The 17,891-nt window shown below is 71.3% G+C and carries 17 protein-coding genes; 10 read left to right on the forward strand and 7 right to left on the reverse strand.

The window, feature by feature from the left end:
• Positions 1-97 precede the first annotated feature (97 nt).
• Together Q0Z83_RS28910 and Q0Z83_RS28915 are read left to right on the forward strand one after the other, a co-directional pair.
• Positions 98-1,282, forward strand: coding sequence for a GAF domain-containing sensor histidine kinase (locus Q0Z83_RS28910; RefSeq protein WP_317786376.1), 1,185 nt, complete (start codon positions 98-100; stop codon positions 1,280-1,282).
• A 72-nt stretch (positions 1,283-1,354) separates the two neighbouring features.
• Positions 1,355-2,959, forward strand: a complete 1,605-nt coding sequence (locus Q0Z83_RS28915) for a methyl-accepting chemotaxis protein (RefSeq protein ID WP_317786377.1) — start codon at positions 1,355-1,357, stop codon at positions 2,957-2,959.
• Here the strand turns inward: Q0Z83_RS28915 and Q0Z83_RS28920 are convergent.
• Both Q0Z83_RS28920 and Q0Z83_RS28925 read right to left on the reverse strand, forming a co-directional pair.
• Positions 2,927-3,262, reverse strand: a complete 336-nt coding sequence (locus tag Q0Z83_RS28920; protein WP_317786378.1) for an STAS domain-containing protein — start codon at positions 3,260-3,262, stop codon at positions 2,927-2,929. The genes Q0Z83_RS28915 and Q0Z83_RS28920 overlap by 33 nt on opposite strands.
• On the reverse strand, positions 3,259-3,654 hold the full coding sequence (locus Q0Z83_RS28925; RefSeq protein ID WP_317786379.1) for an ATP-binding protein: 396 nt from the start codon (positions 3,652-3,654) through the stop codon (positions 3,259-3,261). Before Q0Z83_RS28925 ends, Q0Z83_RS28920 begins: the two co-directional genes overlap by 4 nt.
• Before the next feature lie 97 nt (positions 3,655-3,751).
• Here Q0Z83_RS28925 and Q0Z83_RS28930 point away from each other — a divergent pair, with 97 nt between their 5' ends.
• From Q0Z83_RS28930 to pflA, 3 genes are read left to right on the forward strand one after another with little or no spacing between them, the layout of a single operon-like run.
• Positions 3,752-5,719, forward strand: coding sequence for an ATP-binding protein (locus Q0Z83_RS28930; RefSeq protein ID WP_317786380.1), 1,968 nt, complete (start codon positions 3,752-3,754; stop codon positions 5,717-5,719).
• 8 nt (positions 5,720-5,727) lie between these two features.
• On the forward strand, positions 5,728-7,968 hold the full coding sequence (gene pflB / locus Q0Z83_RS28935) for a formate C-acetyltransferase (protein ID WP_378079183.1): 2,241 nt from the start codon (positions 5,728-5,730) through the stop codon (positions 7,966-7,968).
• Positions 7,969-7,976: 8 nt separating this feature from the next.
• Positions 7,977-8,705, forward strand: coding sequence for a pyruvate formate-lyase-activating protein (gene pflA / locus Q0Z83_RS28940; protein WP_317786381.1), 729 nt, complete (start codon positions 7,977-7,979; stop codon positions 8,703-8,705).
• A 17-nt stretch (positions 8,706-8,722) separates the two neighbouring features.
• On the opposite strand, the gene Q0Z83_RS28945 is transcribed toward pflA, so the two are convergent.
• The 5 genes from Q0Z83_RS28945 to Q0Z83_RS28965 all read right to left on the reverse strand — a co-directional run bounded on the left by Q0Z83_RS28945 (position 8,723) and on the right by Q0Z83_RS28965 (position 13,256).
• On the reverse strand, positions 8,723-9,187 hold the full coding sequence (locus tag Q0Z83_RS28945) for a DUF3237 domain-containing protein (protein ID WP_317786382.1): 465 nt from the start codon (positions 9,185-9,187) through the stop codon (positions 8,723-8,725).
• Entirely contained in the window at positions 9,184-10,845 is a 1,662-nt protein-coding gene (locus Q0Z83_RS28950; protein ID WP_317786383.1) for a CocE/NonD family hydrolase, read from the reverse strand. The genes Q0Z83_RS28945 and Q0Z83_RS28950 overlap by 4 nt, the downstream gene beginning before the upstream one ends.
• Positions 10,842-11,303 carry a MarR family transcriptional regulator gene (locus Q0Z83_RS28955; protein ID WP_317786384.1) on the reverse strand — a complete coding sequence of 154 codons (462 nt, stop codon included), beginning with the start codon at positions 11,301-11,303 and terminating at the stop codon, positions 10,842-10,844. The genes Q0Z83_RS28950 and Q0Z83_RS28955 overlap by 4 nt, the downstream gene beginning before the upstream one ends.
• Positions 11,300-12,547 carry a flavin-dependent oxidoreductase gene (locus Q0Z83_RS28960; RefSeq protein ID WP_317786385.1) on the reverse strand — a complete coding sequence of 416 codons (1,248 nt, stop codon included), beginning with the start codon at positions 12,545-12,547 and terminating at the stop codon, positions 11,300-11,302. Before Q0Z83_RS28960 ends, Q0Z83_RS28955 begins: the two co-directional genes overlap by 4 nt.
• A gap of 61 nt (positions 12,548-12,608) precedes the next feature.
• Positions 12,609-13,256, reverse strand: a complete 648-nt coding sequence (locus Q0Z83_RS28965; RefSeq protein WP_093616533.1) for a response regulator — start codon at positions 13,254-13,256, stop codon at positions 12,609-12,611.
• Positions 13,257-13,417: 161 nt separating this feature from the next.
• On the opposite strand from Q0Z83_RS28965, the gene Q0Z83_RS28970 reads away from it, so the two are divergent.
• The 5 genes from Q0Z83_RS28970 to cbiQ all read left to right on the forward strand — a co-directional run bounded on the left by Q0Z83_RS28970 (position 13,418) and on the right by cbiQ (position 17,855).
• Complete coding sequence (locus Q0Z83_RS28970) at positions 13,418-14,989, forward strand: GAF domain-containing sensor histidine kinase (RefSeq protein WP_317797157.1); 1,572 nt, start codon at positions 13,418-13,420, stop codon at positions 14,987-14,989.
• A gap of 47 nt (positions 14,990-15,036) precedes the next feature.
• Positions 15,037-15,993 (forward strand): Acg family FMN-binding oxidoreductase, encoded by a 957-nt coding sequence (locus Q0Z83_RS28975; protein ID WP_317786386.1) that lies wholly within the window; start codon positions 15,037-15,039, stop codon positions 15,991-15,993.
• 64 nt (positions 15,994-16,057) lie between these two features.
• Positions 16,058-16,762: an energy-coupling factor ABC transporter permease gene (locus Q0Z83_RS28980; protein ID WP_317786387.1), complete on the forward strand. Its 705-nt coding sequence runs from the start codon at positions 16,058-16,060 to the stop codon at positions 16,760-16,762.
• The gene (locus Q0Z83_RS28985) at positions 16,759-17,091 is read left to right on the forward strand and encodes a PDGLE domain-containing protein (RefSeq protein ID WP_317786388.1); all 333 of its coding nucleotides are present in this window, start codon (positions 16,759-16,761) and stop codon (positions 17,089-17,091) included. Before Q0Z83_RS28980 ends, Q0Z83_RS28985 begins: the two co-directional genes overlap by 4 nt.
• Positions 17,091-17,855: a cobalt ECF transporter T component CbiQ gene (cbiQ, locus tag Q0Z83_RS28990; protein ID WP_317786389.1), complete on the forward strand. Its 765-nt coding sequence runs from the start codon at positions 17,091-17,093 to the stop codon at positions 17,853-17,855. Before Q0Z83_RS28985 ends, cbiQ begins: the two co-directional genes overlap by 1 nt.
• The last annotated feature ends 36 nt before the right edge of the window (positions 17,856-17,891 follow it).

Below are 17,891 nucleotides of genomic sequence, written 5' to 3' on the forward strand. Positions count from 1 at the left end.
CGAGTGAACTCCTCAACCGGCTCCCGCGGGCGGTCGAAATGCGATCGGTGAGCCACGGCGGGAACCCGTCGGCCGCCCCGGAGAAACGGATACTGATGTGAGCGCAGTAGGGGAAGACGCCCGCCTCGCGGCGGTGCACAGCTATCACCTGCTGGACGCCCCGCGCCCGGTCGTGCTCGACGAGCTGACCCGGCTGGCCGGTGCCGTCCTCGGCACACCGATGTCCACGGTCACCCTGATCGACGCCGACCGGGAGTGGTTCGCCGGCAAGACCGGGGTGCCCGGCGACGGCGGGCCGCTGGCGACCTCGTTCTCCGGGCGGGTGGTGGTCACGCGTGAGCCGCTGGTCGTCGAGGACACCCTCACCGAGCCGCACTACCGCTCCTGGGAGTGTGTGCGGGCGGCGCCGAACATCAGATTCTGGGCCGGGGTGCCGCTGATCGACGAGGACGGGCACGCGCTCGGCAGCATGTGCGTGCTCGACGACAAGCCGGGCACCGTCGGCGACCGGCAGCTGGATCTGCTCAAGACGATGGCCGGGCAGGCCGCCGGGCATCTGGCCGCGCTGCGCAACCGGCAGCTGCTGGCCGAGATCGGCGACGAGTTGTCCCGGGCGATCAGCCGCGAGGAGGACTTCGTGGCGACCGTGTCGCACGAGTTGCGCACCCCGGTCACCACCATCCAGGGCTATCTGGAGCTGCTGGTCGACAACGAGGAGCTGGCGCCGTACCGGCGGCTGATCGATCCGATTCAGCGCAACGGCGAACGGCTGGTCCGGATGGTCGACCACCTGCTGGCCGGTACCCGTCCGGCGGCCGCTCCCCTGCCGCTGCTGCGGGCCAGCACCGACCTGGTCGCGGTGGCCGAGGCGGCGATGGCCGCGTGCCGGAGCCAGGCGTCGCAGCGGGACGTGCCGATCGTGATCGAGTCGGGGCCCGGGCCCTACGCGGTGCCGGGTGACTTCACCCGGCTCAGTCAGGCGGCCGAGCACCTCGTACGCAATGCGGTGATCTTCAGTGCCACCGGGCAGACGGTGACCATCCGGGTGACCGTGGGCAACCTCGAGGTCCTCGACTCCGGTGCCGGCATCCCGGCCGACGAGCTGCCGCACGTGGTGGAGCGGTTCTATCGCGGCCAGTACGCCCGGGAGCAGGCCGTTCCCGGGGTCGGGCTGGGTCTGAGCATCACCGACCGGATCATGCGGGCGCACGAGGGCACGCTCACCGTCGAGTCGGCCGGGCTCGGCCGCGGCACCCGCGCCAGGATGACCGTCCCGAAGTGAACTTCGCCCCTCAGTGCCGCACCGAGACTGCCGAAGGGAGATTCGGGAGGTTTGCGGCGAGCGGGGGATTCGATGGCGATTCTGCGGCGGATGCGACTGGCCGGGCGTCTCGGTGGCGCCTTCACGATGGTGCTGGTCCTGCTCGGGGTGGCCGTCGGCATCGGCGGGTGGGGGCTCACCAGGCAGTCCGAGTCGGCTGACCACCTGCAGCGGATGCTGCACCTGATGCACCAGGTGGACGAGCAGAAGTACTACAACGGTGACATCTCCGGCTGGCAGATCGCCTACGTGTGGGACACCCGGCGGATGAACCCGGCGAAGGCCGTCGGCCCGGACAGCGACAACCGCAAGGGCTTCCTGGCCGACCTCGAACTGCTGCTCCAGCTACTCAAGGACACCGACACGGCGGCCATGACCGACGCCGAGCGCGCCGGTTTCGCCAAGCTCGTCGACCTGTGGCAGAAGTTCAAGTCGACCGACGACCAGATGGTCGCCCTGTACGCCGCGGGCCGGGTCGACGAGGGTGACGCGCTGCTGCTCAAGGACAGTTACGCGGTCTACTTCGAGATCATCACGGTGACCGGCGAGCTGGTCACCTCGGTCGTCGGCCGGGCCGACCAGGCGGCACAGGAGGCTCAGGACGAGGCGGCGTATCTCCGTACCGTCATGATCGTGGTCTTCGTCCTGTCGGTGATCGCCGCGGTCCTCTGCACGATCGCGGTGACCCGCAGCGTCACCGGCCCGATTGGCCGGCTGGTCGAGGTGCTGCGCGGGATGGCCCGCGGTGACCTGACCGTGCGCCCGGACACCACCGGCAGCGACGAGGTGGCCGTGATGTCGCGCGCCGTCGACGAGGCGGTCGCCGGGGTGAAGACCACGGTCGCCGAGATCGTCGAGAACGGCGGCCGGCTCACCGACGCGTCGGACACCATGCGCCGGGTCAGCCACCAGATCGACAGCGCCATCGCCGAGGCCGACCAGCAGGCCGGGCTGGCCGCGGCGGCCGCCAACGGGGTCTCCGGAAACGTGCACACGGTCGCCGCCGGTACCGAGGAGATGGGCTCGGCGATCACCGAGATCTCCCGCAACGCGGCCGACGCCGCCCAGGTCGCCACCGACGCGGTGGCCGCGGCTCGGGCCACCAGCGAGACGATCAACCGGCTCGGCGAGTCGTCGGCGCAGATCGGCGACGTGATCGAGACGATCACCGCGATCGCCTCGCAGACCAACCTGCTCGCACTGAACGCCACCATCGAGGCGGCCCGGGCCGGTGAGTCGGGCAAGGGGTTCGCGGTGGTCGCCAGCGAGGTCAAGGACCTGGCCCAGGAGACCGCGCGGGCCACCGAGAAGATCTCCCAGCAGATCGCCGCGATCCAGAGCGACACCGGTCAGGCGGTCACCGCGATCGACGAGATCAGCCGGATCATCGAGCAGATCAGCGACTTCCAGACCACCATCGCCTCGGCCGTGGAGGAGCAGAGCGCCACCACCAGCGAGATGACGCGCGGGGTCAGCGAGGCCGCGAACGGTGTCACCGACATCGCCAACAGCATCGCCAGCGTCGCGCACGGCACCGCGTCCAGCCGGGAGGCGGTCGGTGAGGTGGCCCGTACCGCCGAGGACGTACAGGCGCTGGCCGACCGGCTACGGGCGTCCGCCGGCCGGTTCTCGATCTGACCCCGGGCCGATCAGGAACGGCAGCACCCCGGTGACGGTCAGGGACCGGAGCACGATGCCCCTCGGCATGGTCGTCCGGAACCCGATGCCGGCCCGCCCGGCGGCCTGCTGGGCGCCGATCAACACGTCGATGCCGGACGAGTCGCAGAAGGTCAGACCGCCGATGTCGACGACCAGCTCGCCGGGGCGGTCGGCGAGCGCCCGGGCCACCTGGTCCTGGAACATGTCGCCGGTGTCCAGATCGAGCTCACCGCGCAGGATCAGGCGGGTGGTGCCGCCGTCGTCGAGCCGGACGATCCTCATGCCGCACCACCCCGCGGGCAGGGCACCAGCTGCACCAGGACGCGCTTGCCGCCGCGGTAGTTCTCCACCGTCCAGCCCTCGGACAGCGCCTCGATCAGGGCGATGCCACGGCCACCCGCGTCGTCGGGGGCGCGTCGGCGTGGGACCACCGACGAGCCGTCGGCGACCGACACGGTCACCCGCTCGTCGTGCGACTCCAGCGCCAGCGCCACACAGCCGCCGCCGTGCCGGACCGCGTTGGTGACCAGTTCGCTGACCACGACGGCGGCCGCGTCCAGCCAGTCGGTATCCCGGAACCCCCAGCCGGCCAGCACCGCGGTCACCGCGCGGCGGGCGGCGGCGGGGGCGCCACGATCGAGTGGAACGTCCAGGTGGGCGGTTAGCTCACTCATGCAAAACCCCGAGAGTCGCCGATATGCGGCTGCACGGTACCCGTCTTCCGGCGGCGACGAAACCTCTGCCGCATTTATCATGATTTAGGCTGGCGACATGGCATCGGTGCTGGTCGTCGAGGACAACCCCGAACATCAAGCGGTGATCGCCGAGGTGGTCCGCCGCCTCGGGCACAGCGCCACCCTGGCCGGCGACGGCCGGGAGGGGCTGGCCGCCGCCATCGCCGAGCGCCCCGACCTGGTCGTCGCCGACGTCGACATGCCCCACCTGGACGGCATCCGGATGTGCCGGGCGCTGCGCGAGCACCCGGTCACCGCCACCGTCCCGGTCGTCCTGATCACCGCCTACCTGCCGCCCGGCGACACCAGCCTGGCATCGGCCGAGGCGGACGCCGTGGTGCCCAAACCGTTCAGTGTCCGGGAGCTCTCCGAGACACTGCGCACCTGTCTGGAGTCGCCGCCGGCCCGGCACGACCCGGCCTTCACCGAGGCCCTGCTGCGCAGCCTGGACGCCGGAGTGGTGGCCTGCGACCTGGACGGGCGGCTCGTGGTGATCAACCAGGCGGTCCGGGACTTCTTCGGCGACGAGAGCCTCGGCGTGCCGGCCCGCGACTGGGCCGAGCGGTTCGGGTTGCGCCGCCACGACGGCAGCCCGCTGCCACCCGACGAGGTCGCCCTCTACCGGGCGCTCGGCGGCGAGGAGATCCGGCACGACGGGGTGCTCGCCCACGACCGGCAGAACCGGCGCCGCTGGTTCGCGATCAACGCACGGCCGGTCCGGGACGCCGGCGGGCAGATCCTCGGCGCGGTCGCGGCGGTCCACGACGTCACCGCCGAGCACCACCAGCACCAGTACGAGCGGTGCAAGACCGAGGTGCTCAAGGCGCTGGTGCACGCACCGGACGCGGACCGGGCCGGCACCGAGGTGCTGCGCGCCATCTCCGGTGAGCTGGGGTGGCCGTACCTGCGGCTGTGGCTGGTCGACCCGGTGACCGACCGGCTCCGCCCGGCCGCCACCCACCTCGCCGAGGGCGCCCCGCCGATCCAGCTCCCGGCCGTGCTCGACCGCGGTCAGGGGCTGGCCGGATCGTGCTGGGCCGGTGGCGAGCCGATCTGGGTGCCCGACCTGCTGGCCCCGGACCTGCCGGTGACCGTCGAGGCCGAACACTACCGGGCCGCGGTGGCCGTCCCGGTGCGCAGCGCGGACAACGTGATAGGTGTGCTCAGCTCGTTCACCGTCGAGCACCAGGAACCCGACCCGGCCCTGACCGTGCTGCTCAGCGGCATCGCCGGGCACATCGGCGGCTACCTGGAGCGGCGCCGGGCCGAGGAGTTGTCGCACCAGCTGGCGGCCAGTATCGGCGAGTACATCGCGCTGGTCGGACACGAGCTGCGCACCCCGCTCACGTCGATCGGCACGTACACCGACCTGATCGCCGAGGAGGACGACACCACCACCGTCGGCGAGGTCCGGGAGCTGCTCGGGGTGATCGAGCGCAACAACGCCCGGCTGCGGTCCCTCGTCGAACGGCTGCTCGACCTGTCCGCCCTGGAGGCCGGGCACGCGCAGCTCACGGTCGGTGACGTGGATCTGGCGGCGGTGGTCACCGAGGCGCTGCCGGACGCGCCGATCCGGACCGACCTGCCGGCCCGGCTGGTGATCCCGGGCGATCGGGCCCGGCTGCGGCAGGTCGCCGAGAACCTGATCGGCAATGCGGTCAAGTACAGCCCCGACGGCGCCACCGTGCACGTCGCGCTGGCCGCCGACGACGACGCCGCGGTGCTGACCGTCAGCGACGCCGGCATCGGCATCCCGTCCGGGGAACGGGACCGGCTGTTCGCCCGCCTCTACCGGGCCACCAACGCCCGGCACAGCGGTATCCCGGGTGCCGGGCTGGGGCTGGCGCTCAGCCGGGCCATCGTCGAACTGCACCGCGGCACCATCACGCTGAGCGGCAACGACGGCGGCGGCACGGTCGCGACGGTCCGGCTTCCCCGTCGATCCGGGACCTCTGGCCCTGCCCGCAGGGAACACCGGGACGAGACGCTGAGGGGGAACCACTAGGAGGGGTCATGCTGGGAGGAAACATGGACGCGTGGCGCGGATTCGCGGGCACGACGTGGCGCACCGGGATCGACGTGGCCGGGTTCATCCACGACAACGTCCGGCCGTACGACGGTGACGCCGCCTTCCTGGCCGGGCCGACCGCCCGTACCACCGGGATCTGGTCGAAGCTCTCCGAGATGTTCGCGGTGGAGCGCGCGAACGGCATCTACGACGCCGACGCCACCACCCCGTCGACGATCACCGCGCACGCCCCCGGATACATCGACCGGGAGGCCGAGCTGATCGTGGGTCTGCAGACCGACGCGCCGCTGCGCCGGGCGATCATGCCGTTCGGCGGCCTGCGGATGGTCGAGGGCGGCCTCAAGGCGTACGGCCGCGAACTCGACCCGGACGTCAAGAAGGTCTTCACCACCTACCGCAAGACCCACAACGAGGGTGTCTTCGACGCCTACCCGGCCGACGTGCTCGCCGCCCGCCGCTCGCACATCATCACCGGCCTGCCCGACGCGTACGGCCGCGGCCGGATCATCGGCGACTACCGGCGGGTCGCCCTCTACGGCGTGGACCGGCTGATCGAGGAGCGCAAGGCGATCAAGGTCGCCCTGGACGCGCGCCTGTCGGTGGCCGACGTGATCCGCGACCGGGAGGAGATCTCCGAGCAGATCCGGGCGCTGGGCGAACTGAAGACGATGGCGGCGTCCTACGGCTTCGACATCGCCGGCCCGGCGACGACCGCGCAGGAGGCCGTCCAGTGGCTGTACTTCGCCTACCTGGGCGCCACCAAGGAGCAGAACGGCGCGGCCATGTCGCTCGGCCGCACCTCCACGTTCCTCGACGTCTACCTGGCCCGTGACCTGGACGAGGGCCGGATCACCGAGGAGTTCGCCCAGGAGCTGATCGACGACTTCGTGATCAAGCTGCGGATCGTCCGGTTCCTGCGCACCCCGGAGTACGACGAGCTGTTCTCCGGCGACCCGACCTGGGTGACCGAGTCGATCGGCGGCATCGGGGCGGACGACCGGCCGCTCGTCACGAAGACCAGCTTCCGGTACCTGCAGACGCTGTACAACCTGGGCCCGGCGCCGGAGCCGAACATGACGGTCCTGTGGTCGCAGCGGCTGCCGCTCGGTTTCAAGGAATTCTGCGCGCAGGTCAGCATCGACACCAGCAGCATCCAGTACGAGAACGACGACCTGCTCCGCCCCTACCTCAGTGACGACGCGGCGATCGCCTGCTGCGTGTCCGGCATGCGGGTCGGCAAGGACATGCAGTTCTTCGGCGCGCGGGCCAACCTGGCGAAGGCGCTGCTCTACGCGATCAACGGCGGCCGTGACGAGATCAGCGGCGCCCAGGTGGCACCGGCGTCGCACCCGCTCAACGATGACGTCCTCGACTACGACGAGGTGTCTCTCGCCTTCGACCACACCCTCGACTGGCTGGCCGAGGTTTACGTCGACGCGCTCAACGTCATCCACTACATGCACGACAAGTACGCCTACGAACGCCTCGAGATGGCCTTGCACGACTACCCGGTGCACCGGTTCCTGGCCACCGGGATCGCCGGCCTCTCGGTCGCCGTGGACAGCCTGTCGGCGATCAAGCACGCCCAGGTCAAGCCGGTCCGGGACGAGACCGGACTGGTCGTCGACTACGAGGTGGACGGCGACTACCCGACGTTCGGCAACAACGACGACCGGGTCGACTCGATCGCGGTGGAGCTGGTCGACCGGTTCATGGAGAAGATCCGCCGGCAGCCGATGTACCGCGGCGCCGAACCCAGCCTGTCCGTCCTCACGATCACGTCGAACGTCGTCTACGGCAAGCACACCGGCAACACGCCCGACGGCCGGCGGCTCGGCGAACCGTTCGCGCCCGGCGCCAACCCGATGAACGGCCGTGACAAGCACGGACTCGTGGCGGCCGCGCTGTCGGTGGCGAAACTGCCGTACCGCAGCGCCCGCGACGGCATCTCGCTGACCATCACCTCCACCCCGGACGGCCTCGGCCGTACGAAGGACGAGCAGGTCGGCAACCTGGTCGGGGTCCTCGACGGCTACACCGACGGGCACGGCTTCCACATGAACGTCAACGTCCTGGACCGGGCCACCCTGGAGGACGCGATGGAGCACCCGGAGAAGTACCCGCAGCTCACCATCCGGGTGTCCGGCTACGCGGTGAACTTCGTGCGGCTCACCAAGGCCCAGCAGCGCGACGTCATCTCGCGGACCTTCCACGGCTCGCTATGACCTCCACCATGACCGGAAGTGTGCACTCGTTCGACGTCTCGACCGGCGTCGACGGGCCGGGAACGCGTTTCGTCGCGTTCCTGGCCGGGTGCCCGCTGCGCTGCCAGTACTGCCACAGCCCGGACACCTGGTACCGGCGCAGCGGGCGCGAGATGGGCGCCGACGAACTGATGACCGAGATCTCGCGATACGAGCGTTTCATCAAGGTCGCCCGGGGCGGCGTCACCCTCTCCGGTGGAGAGGCACTTCAACAGCCCGATTTCGTACGGGAGATCTTCACCCGTTGCCACGAGAGAGGCCTGCACACCGCCCTGGACACCAGCGGCTACCTCGGTGCCAAGGCGTCCGACGAGCTGCTGGACGTGACCGACCTGGTGCTCCTGGACATCAAGTCCGGTGACGAGGAGACGTACCACCAGGTGACCCGGACCGGAACGCTGCAGCCGACGATCGACTTCGCGCACCGCCTGGCCGACCGTGGCATTCCGATCTGGATCCGCTTCGTCCTGGTCCCCGGTCTGACCGACACCGTGGCGAACGTCGAGGCGGTCGCCCGGATCGCCGCCTCGATCCCGACCGTGGAACGGGTGGAGGTCCTGCCGTTCCACCGCCTGGGCGCGGCCAAGTACGCGGCCCTCAACCAGCCCTTCCCACTGGCCGACACGCCGGCCCCGTCCGCCGAACTGCTGGACCGCGTCCGAGCCCAGTTCCGCTCGCACGGCCTGACCGTCTACTGAACCCCGGCCGGGTCCGGTCAGGTGACTCGGTAGGCGGTGTAACGGACCGTGTTCGCCTCGCGGATCGCGGACGCCACGAAGATGGACTGTTCCAGGTGGGACAGGGCCGGGTCGGCGGTCTCCAGCCGGACGCCGATCCGGAAGTAGTAGTCGGACGGCGGGACCGGGTCGCCGCGCAGCAGCGCCTCGAGGATCTCCGGCCGGCCGCTGCGGACACCGAAGGTACGCAGGTAGACGTGGGCGCCGGCGGCGGTGCGGGCCGAGTACCGGGTGTCGATCTCGATGCCGCCGTCCGGGCGGACGATCTGCCAGTCGGCGCCGCCGGGCAGGATCTCCGCCTCGAACCGGCCGCTCACCCGGCCGCCGACGATCGGCACCACCCGGCGATGCCCGGCCCGGGTCGTCCCGTGGTCCTCCATCGGCCCGAGCCGCACCTCGACGTCGAACGCCGCCTCCAGCCCGGGTACCGCGGGCGCGGTCACGCCGACTCGACCGGGTGAGGTGCCCAGACCGGAAGCCGGAGGTGCGACGGGCGGGCCGGATCGTGGGAGATCTCCTGCTCGGCGCGATGCGTCTCGGACGCCGACGCGGCCGGTTCGTCGGAGCCGGGGTTGCGGGCATAACGCGGGTGGGCGCCCGAGCTGACCTGGACGCTGATCCGGTGGCCGGCGGCGAACGTGTGGAACGCCGGCCACAACTCGATCGCCACCTCCTGGAAGTCGCCGTCGGCCGGGCGCACCCGGCGGATCGCGTCGCAGACGGTCATCGAACGGCCGTCCGGGTGCACGTCGCAGATCCGGACGAAGACGTCGGCGCTCGGCCGCGACGACCGGAACCGGATCCGCGCCACCGGGGTCCCGGCGATCGTCACCGGCTCGGTCAGCACGTCACCGCGGAACACCGCCACGTCGGGGCGGCTCTCGTGCGCGGCGTTGTCGACCGGGCCCTGTCGCGGTTCCAGGCTCGGGCCGCCGACCGCCGGAGTCGGGTCGTCGGGGTCGTAGACGTAACCGGTCACTCCGCCGTCCGGGACGTCCGCGTGCAGGCGACCGGTCTCGTGCAGGTGCCAGGTCCGGCCGGTGACGCCCGGCGGCGGCCAGGAGGGCAGGTCGTGCCACTGTCCCGAGCCGGTCCGGAAGGCCCGCACGAGTGCCGGGCGTTCGGTGGCCGTACCGCTGAAATGCTCTTTGAGGAACGCGGCGGCCTCGCCGACCGCGGTGGCGCCGAGTTCGCGGGCCGAATGGCCCCACGGACCGATGGTGAGTCGCGGTGCCCGGCCGACCGCGGTGAGCTGGGCGTGGTTGCGCAGTTGCCAGGGCAGGAAGATGTCGTACCAGCCGGTGATCATGTAGACCGGCGCGGTGACGTCGGTGACCGAGGCGGTGTGGGACTGGCTGGTCCAGTAGTCGTCGGTGAGCTTCTCGTGGGTGACCCAGTCCTGGTACCAGTGGATCCGGCGGCCGGTGGCGGCGACGTCGCCGTCGAGCAGCGGCAGGGTGCCGAAGCCGCGCAGCAGTCTGCGGTCCGGGCGGAGCATGCCGAGCAGCAGCGGGAGCATCTCCCGGCGGATCATCCGGCTCATCATCTGCGACCAGCCGAGCGCGTTGCGCAGCGCGAACGCGTTGTTGTCCCAGGTGATGGCCCCGAAGTCGGGCATCGTGACGACCAGGCAGAGTGCGTCGGGCGCGTTGTCCGGGTCGTCACGCTGCAGTCTCCCGGCGACCGCCCACTGGGTGTAGCCCATGTAGCTGGGCCCGAAGGTGACGACCCGGCCGGTGCACCACGGCTGGGCGCGGACCCACCGGTGGGTGGCGATGCCGTCGCGCTGTTCGTCGACCTGCGGGGTGAACGTGCCGCCCGACCCCCAGGTGCCGCGGCAGCTCTGGAACAGCACCGGGAAGCCGTACCGGGCGAGGGCCTTCGCCTCACCGGCGACCGGACCACTGCGGCCGTACGGTCCCCGGATGAGCACGACCGGCAGGTCCTCGTCGGAGCCGATCGGCTGGATCAGGTCGGCCAGCAGTTCCACGCCGTCGTCCATGGGGACCCGCAGGTTCTTCTGGATCCGGATGTCGTAGGGGCCTGGTACCAGGCCGGGGAGGGTACGGGTCTGGATCCATCGGGAGAACCGCCGGCTCATGGAGCACTCCTCAGGTGGGACCGGGGGGCGAGGGCGTCGCGCAGTCGTTCCAGGGCGGGCAGGGCGGCGGCCAGGGCGGCCCGGTCCGCGTCGGTGAGGGTGGCCGCGGCGGCCGCGACGATCTCGCCGCCGGCCCGGTCGAACCGGTCGAACAGGTCGAGGGCGCGGGCGGTGGCCAGCACCTCGACCTGACGGCGGTTCTCCGGGCGGGGGCGGCGTTCGACCAGGCCGGCGGTCTCCATCTGGGTGAGCAGGTTGCTCACCGTGGGCCGGCTGAGCCCGAGGCGTCCGGCGAGTTCGCCGGGGGTGGTGACGGTGTCGCGGGGCAGCGCCCGGATGATCTCGATCTGGGCGTCCGGGATCTCCGGCAGGTGCTCGGCGGCCCGGGCGGCGGTCAGCAGGGTGCGCCGCAGCGGGGAGATGACCGCGGCGAGCCGGGCGGCGTCGAGGGCGGTCATCCGGCGACGCTCAGCGACGGCCGGTTGTTGAGGGCGTCGGGATGGAATCCGGCGGCCTTCTTGTACCCCGTGGCGATCTCGGTGAGCTCGTCCGGCGTGAGGACGTCGTGGATGTGGGCGAAACCGTCCGGGGCGCGTTCGTGCGCGAGGACCATCACCTGCTCGGGGCCCTGACGGCGGTTGCTCAGGACGAGCGCGGTGGTGGCCGGGCGGCGGTCGGCCTCGTAGGCGGCGAGCGCCTCGTCCAGGGGTTTACCGGCCAGTTGGAAGGCCAGGGTACGGGCGTCCAGGACGGCCTGGGAGGCACCGTTGGAGCCGTTCGGGTACATCGGGTGGGCGGCGTCGCCGAGCAGGGTTGCGGGGCCGTGGGTCCACCTGCCGACCGGGTCGCGGTCGACCATCGGGTACTCCAGGATCTCGCCGGCGGCGGCCACCAGTCCGGGCACGTCCAGCCAGGGGAATCGCCAGTCGCGGAACAGGTCGATGATCGGTGCCGGGTCGACGGCCCGGTTCCAGTCGGCGTTCTCTCCGGCGTAGCCGCGGGTGCGCCGCTCGGCGATGAAGTTGATCTCGCCGTTGCCGATCGGATAGGCGACGAACTTCTGCTCGGCGTCGCCCGCCATGATCATCGTGCGGCCGTCCAGGAAACCGGGCGCGCGGGCGGTGCCCCGCCACAGGGTGAGCCCGTTCCAGACGGGGGCGCCCTCGTCCGGGTACCACTGCCTTCTCAGCGCCGAGCCGATGCCGTCGGCGCCGATGACGAGATCGGCCGCCACGGTCAGTTCACCGTCGCCGGTGGCGAAGCAGGCTCCCAGGGCCGCGTCTCGACAGCCCTGGGAGCCGGCGTCGGTCGGGACGGTGAGCAGGCGGTGGCCGGTGTGGACCACGTCGCCGAGGCGTTCGCGGACCGCGGCGAGCAGCTCCATCTGCAGCCGGCCGCGGTGCACCGACAGCTGCGGCCATCGGTAGCCGGCTTCCCGGCCGCGCGGCTCGGACCAGATCGGCTGGCCGTGCCGGTTGTAGTAGGCGAGGGTGCCGGGGGCGGTGCCGAGCCGGGCGATCCGGTCGCCGAGCCCGAGTTCGGTCAGTTCCCGGACGGCGTGCGGCAGCAGGTTGAGGCCGACACCGAGCGGCCGGAGCACGTCCGCCCGCTCGTGGACCGTGACATCGGTGAACCCGGCCGCGTGCAGGCTCAACGCCGCGGCCAGCCCACCGATGCCCGCACCCGCGATCACGATCCTCATGGGCGGATAGTTTTGTGACAAACATGTTGCCTGTCAACGGCCTACCGCCCGTACCGGATGATCAGTGGTGGGAAGGGTGGTCGCCGAGGAGTTTGGTGGCCAGGACGGCGGCCTGGGTGCGCCGCTCGAGGCCGAGTTTCGCCAGGAGGCTGGAGACGTAGTTCTTGACGGTCTTCTCGGCGAGGAACATCCGGCCGGCGATCTCCCGGTTGGTCAGGCCCTCGGCGACGAACTCCAGGATGCGGCGCTCCTGGTCGGTGAGGGAGGCCAGCTCGCGGGGCTGCTCGACACCGTTGCGGATGCGCTCCAGGACACGCTGGGTGACCGCCGGGTCGAGCAGGGACTGGCCGGAGGCGACCCGGCGGACCGCGTCGACCAGGTCGGTGCCGCGGATCTGCTTGAGCACATAACCGGAGGCGCCGGCCATGATCGCGGCGAAGAGCGCCTCGTCGTCCTCATAGGAGGTGAGGATGAGTCCCTTGATCGACGAGTCGACGGCCCGCACGTCACGGCAGACGTCGATGCCGTTGCCGTCCGGCAACCGCGCGTCGAGAACGGCGACGTCGGGACGCAGGGCGGGGATGCGCCGGGCCGCCTCCTGGGCGGACCCCGACTCGCCGACGACCTCGATGTCGCCGCCCGCCTGGAGCAGGTCGACGAGGCCGCGGCGGACGACCTCGTGGTCGTCGAGGAGAAAGACTCGGATCATGTCTCATTCCTACCGCGCGAGGGTCCCTGCCACCTAGGGCCTAAGGTCCCGGGCGGGTCGATCACGGCACCCGATAGCCTTCTCGCGTGGCCGAAGGAACAACCCCCTCGCTCGGTTTGAGCCCGCTCTCCCGGGTCCGTCTCGACGAGCTCCTGCAGGAGATGCAGAACCGGGTCGGCGACATCGTGACCAGTCGTGAGCGGCTGCGTGCCCTGCTCGACGCGGTCGTCGGTATCGGCACCGACCTCGACCTGAACAGCACGTTGCAGCGGATCGTGGAGGCGGCGTGCGCGCTGGCCGACGCCCGCTACGGCGCGCTGGGCGTGCTCGCACCGGACCGGAACAGTCTGTCGGACTTCGTCACGCACGGCATCGACCCGGCCGCGCACGCGAAGATCGGCGACCTGCCGCACGGCCGGGGCGTGCTGGGCCTGCTGATCACCGAGCCGAAACCGGTGCGCCTGCCGGACATCACCAAGCATCCGAATTCGTTCGGGTTCCCGCCGCACCACCCGCCGATGCACAGCTTCCTGGGCGTGCCGGTCCGGACCAGGGACCAGATATTCGGCAACCTCTACCTGGCCCAGAAACGCACCGCCGAGCAGTTCACCGACGACGACGAGGAGCTGGTGGTGGCGCTGGCCGCGGCCGCCGGTGTGGCGATCGACAACGCCCGCCTCTACGAGTTGGCCCAGCGCCGGCAGCGGTGGCTGGCGGCGGCCGCCGAGATCACCAGCGTGCTCCTGGGTACGGTCCGGCGCACCGAGGCGCTGCGGCTGATCGCCCGCCGCGCCCGTGAGGTGGCCGACGCCGAGCTGGTGCTGGTGCTGCTCTTCGAGCCGGATGGTGACCGCTACCGGATCGAGGTCGTCGAGGGTGGCGACTCCGGGCTGGCCGGCCAGGTGCTGCCCGCGTTCGACGACTCGTACCGGCTGGTGGAGAACCTGCCGGACGCGGCCGAGTGGCCGGCCCCGCTGCCGGCCGGACCGGCCCTGGTGGCGCCGCTGAAGAGCAGCCCGCAGGGTGTGCTGATCGTGAGCGGCCCGGCCAGCCCGGACGACGCGGCGCTGCTGTCCACGTTCGCCGGGCAGGCGGCGCTGGCGCTGGAGCGGGCCCGCGCGCAGGAGGAGCGGGAGCTGCTGGCGGTTCTGGAGGACCGCGAGCGGATCGCCCGTGACCTGCACGACGTGGTGATCCAGCGGCTGTTCGCGACCGGCATGCAACTTCAGGGTGCGATGGCGCCGGGGGTCCGGCCCGAGGTGGTGCAGCGGGTGAACACGGCCGTCGACGACCTGGACGCGACGATCAAGGACATCCGCCGGTCGATCTTCGAGCTGCGGGCTCCGGTCGGCGCGACCCTGCGGACCGAACTGCGGGACACCTGTGACGCAGCGCTGGACACGCTCGGGTTCCGGCCCACCCTGGAGACGACCGGGCCGGTGGAGAGCGCCGTGCCGGACGACATCGTGCCGGAGCTGATCGCGGTGCTGCGCGAGGCCCTGTCCAACGTGGCACGGCACGCCCAGGCCAGTAGTGTGCGGGTCTCCGTGCGGGTGGCCGACCGGCAGGCGATCCTCCAGGTCGAGGACGACGGCGTCGGCATCGACCCCAGTCTGGCCCGGGGTGGCCTGGTCAACATGGGTGAGCGGGCGAGCGACCTGGGCGGCGAGTTCGAGATCGGGCCGCGCACGGACGGGCCCGGCACGCTGCTGCTCTGGCGGGTGCCGTTGTAGGACCTTCGGCCCTTATCGCCGGGCGCCGGACGGGGCAACGTAAGGGTATGAACCGCTACGACTCGTCCGACCTGCGGCGCGCCGCTGCGGCCGGCCTCCAGGCCCCGTCCATGTACAACAGCCAGCCGTGGGCGTTCCGTCTGCACGACGGCGCCATCGAGGTTCTCGCGGACCCGGGACGGCAGATCACGATCGCCGACCACGGCGGCTGGGCGTTGCGGCTGGCGCTCGGCGCGGCCACCTTCAACGCCCGCCTGGCGCTCGCCTGGGCCGGCACCCCGGCCGAGGTGAAGCTGCTGCCGGATTTCGACGAGCCGGACGTGGTCGCCCGGCTGACCCCGGCCCCGCACCGGCCGCCGACCTACACCGAGCGTGACCTGTACACGTCGATCGAGCGCCGGTACAGCAACCGGCACCCGTTCTGGCCGGACCCGGTTCCGGCCGATGTGCGGGTGCGGTTGATCGAGGCGGCCCGGGTCGAGGGCGCCTGGCTGGACCTGCTGGTCGGGATGACCGCGCTGACCGGGTTCTCGGAGATCGCGCACAGCGCCGACCGGGTGCTGCGGCGCGACAACAGGTATCAGGCCGAGATGATCACCTGGACCGACACCGAGTCGGCGAACGACGGCATCCCGGTGGCGGCGGCCGCGTCGGTGGCCGAGGCGCAGGACCTGATCCCGCAGCGCAACTTCGGCGGGCGGCGGCGGGCGCCGGGGCGCGACTACGAGCCGGAGCCGCTGGTCGGGATCCTCGGCACGGCCGGTGACCGCAAGCTCGATCAGCTGATGGCCGGGCAGGCGCTGCAGCACGTGCTGCTGACCGCCACCGACGCCGGGCTGTCCAGCTCGCTGATCTCCCAGCCGATCGAGGTGGCGACGGCCCGCGACCAGCTGCGGCGCTCGCTAGGCCGGTCCGGGTTCCCGCAGATCGCGTTCCGGATCGGGTACGGCCAGCCGGGCCACCCGTCGCCGCGCAGGGATGTGGCCGACGTCCTGGTCGGGTGAAGATCATCACTGACCCAGTTGCCAACTATATGCAACAACCACTGGCGGTGAATATGCTGGCGCCATGGACGACGTGCGGGCGATGCACATCGCCAACGGGATCATCAACGGTCCCGTCTCGGCGATCTTCATAGTGATAGCGGTGGCCGGCCTGGCGATCTGTGTCAGCCGCGCCAAGGTCGACCTCGACGACCGGCTCGCCCCGATGGCGGGCCTGGTCGCGGCGTTCATCTTCGCCGTGCAGATGCTCAACTTCCAGGTGCTGCCGGGTGTCTCGGGCCACCTGCTCGGCGGCACCCTCGCGGTCATCCTGGTCGGCCCGTGGGTCGGCGCCCTCTGCGTGGCGACGGTCCTGCTGGTGCAGGCGCTGGTCTTCGCCGACGGCGGGCTCACCGCGATCGGGCTCAACATCACCAACATGGCCCTGATCGGTACGGCTGCCGCGTACCTGCTGGTCGCCCTGCTGCTGCGGGTCCTGCCGCGGACCACCACCGGCCTCGGCGCGACCGCCCTGATCGCCTCGATCGTCGGGGTCGTGGTCGCCTCGCTCGGTTTCGTCGTCGAGTACGCGCTGGGCGGCACCACCGAGCTGTCGCTCGGCGCGATCGCGGGCACCATGGCCGGCGTGCACACCCTGATCGGCGTCGGCGAGGGCCTGATCGCCGCGACCACCGTGGTCACCGTGGCGAAGGTCCGTCCCGACCTGGTGTACGCGCTGCGCGCCTTCCGTAGGCAGCCGACCGTCGCCAAGACGGGAGTCACCGCGTGAAGAAGTTCCTGATCGCCGGCCTGTTCGTGGCCCTGCTGCTGGCCGGGGTCGCCTCCAGCTTCGCCTCCGGCAGCCCGGACGGCCTCGACTACGCCGCCCGTGAGGGCTGCACGTTCAACGCCGACGACGAGATCACCGGCGGCACCTGCATGGCCCAGCAGGAGCAGGAGCATCAGCTCGGCGACAGCCCGCTGGCCGACTACGGCATCAAGGGCATCGACAACGAATACCTCTCCACCGGGTTGTCCGGGGTGGCCGGAGTGCTGCTGACCTTCGCCATCGGCGGCGGCCTCTTCTGGGTGCTGCGCCGCCGTAGGCCGGTCTCCTGATGGGGGCGGGCCACGCGCACCCGCTCCACCTGGACCAGGACAGCCGGATCCACCGGCTCTCGCCCGAGGTCAAGATCGTGGCGGTGCTGCTGTTCACCATCGTCGTGGTGGTCACGCCGCGCGAGGAGTTCACCGCCTTCGCCGGCTACGCCGTGCTGATCGCGCTGGTCGCCGCCCTGGCCCGGGTGCCGGCCGGCTGGCTGCTCAAGCGGTCCACCATCGAGCTGCCGTTCGTGCTGCTGGCCGTGGTGCTGCCGTTCGCCGGCCACGGTGAGCGGATCGACTGGCTCGGAATGTCACTGTCGGTCGACGGCCTCTACGGCGCGTGGAACATCTTCGCCAAGGGCACCCTGGGTGTCCTGGCGTCGTTGCTGCTCGCCGCGACCACCACGATGCGTGACCTGATCCTCGGCCTGGACCGGCTGCGCTGCCCGACCGTGATCACCCAGATCATGACGTTCATGCTGCGCTACGTGGACGTGCTGATCGACGACGCCCGCCGGATGCGGATCGCCCGGCTGTCCCGCGGCTACGACCCGCGGTTCCTCTGGCAGGTGAAGGCGTTCGCGGTCGGCGTCGGCGCGCTGTTCCTGCGCTCCTACGAGCGTGGCGAACGCGTCTACCTGGCGATGCTGTCCCGCGGTTACGCCGGCCGGATGCCGCACCTCGACAGCGACCCGGCGCCGGCCCGTGAGTGGGCACTCTCCTCGACCTTGCCGGTGGCGGCCGCCGGAATCGCCGTCGCCGCCGCGGTGCTGGCATGAGCCTCGGCCCGGCCGGGCACCGCTGCCGTCCTAGCA

Origin of the sequence: Actinoplanes sichuanensis, from assembly GCF_033097365.1 — a bacterium.
Taxonomy (GTDB): domain Bacteria; phylum Actinomycetota; class Actinomycetes; order Mycobacteriales; family Micromonosporaceae; genus Actinoplanes; species Actinoplanes sichuanensis.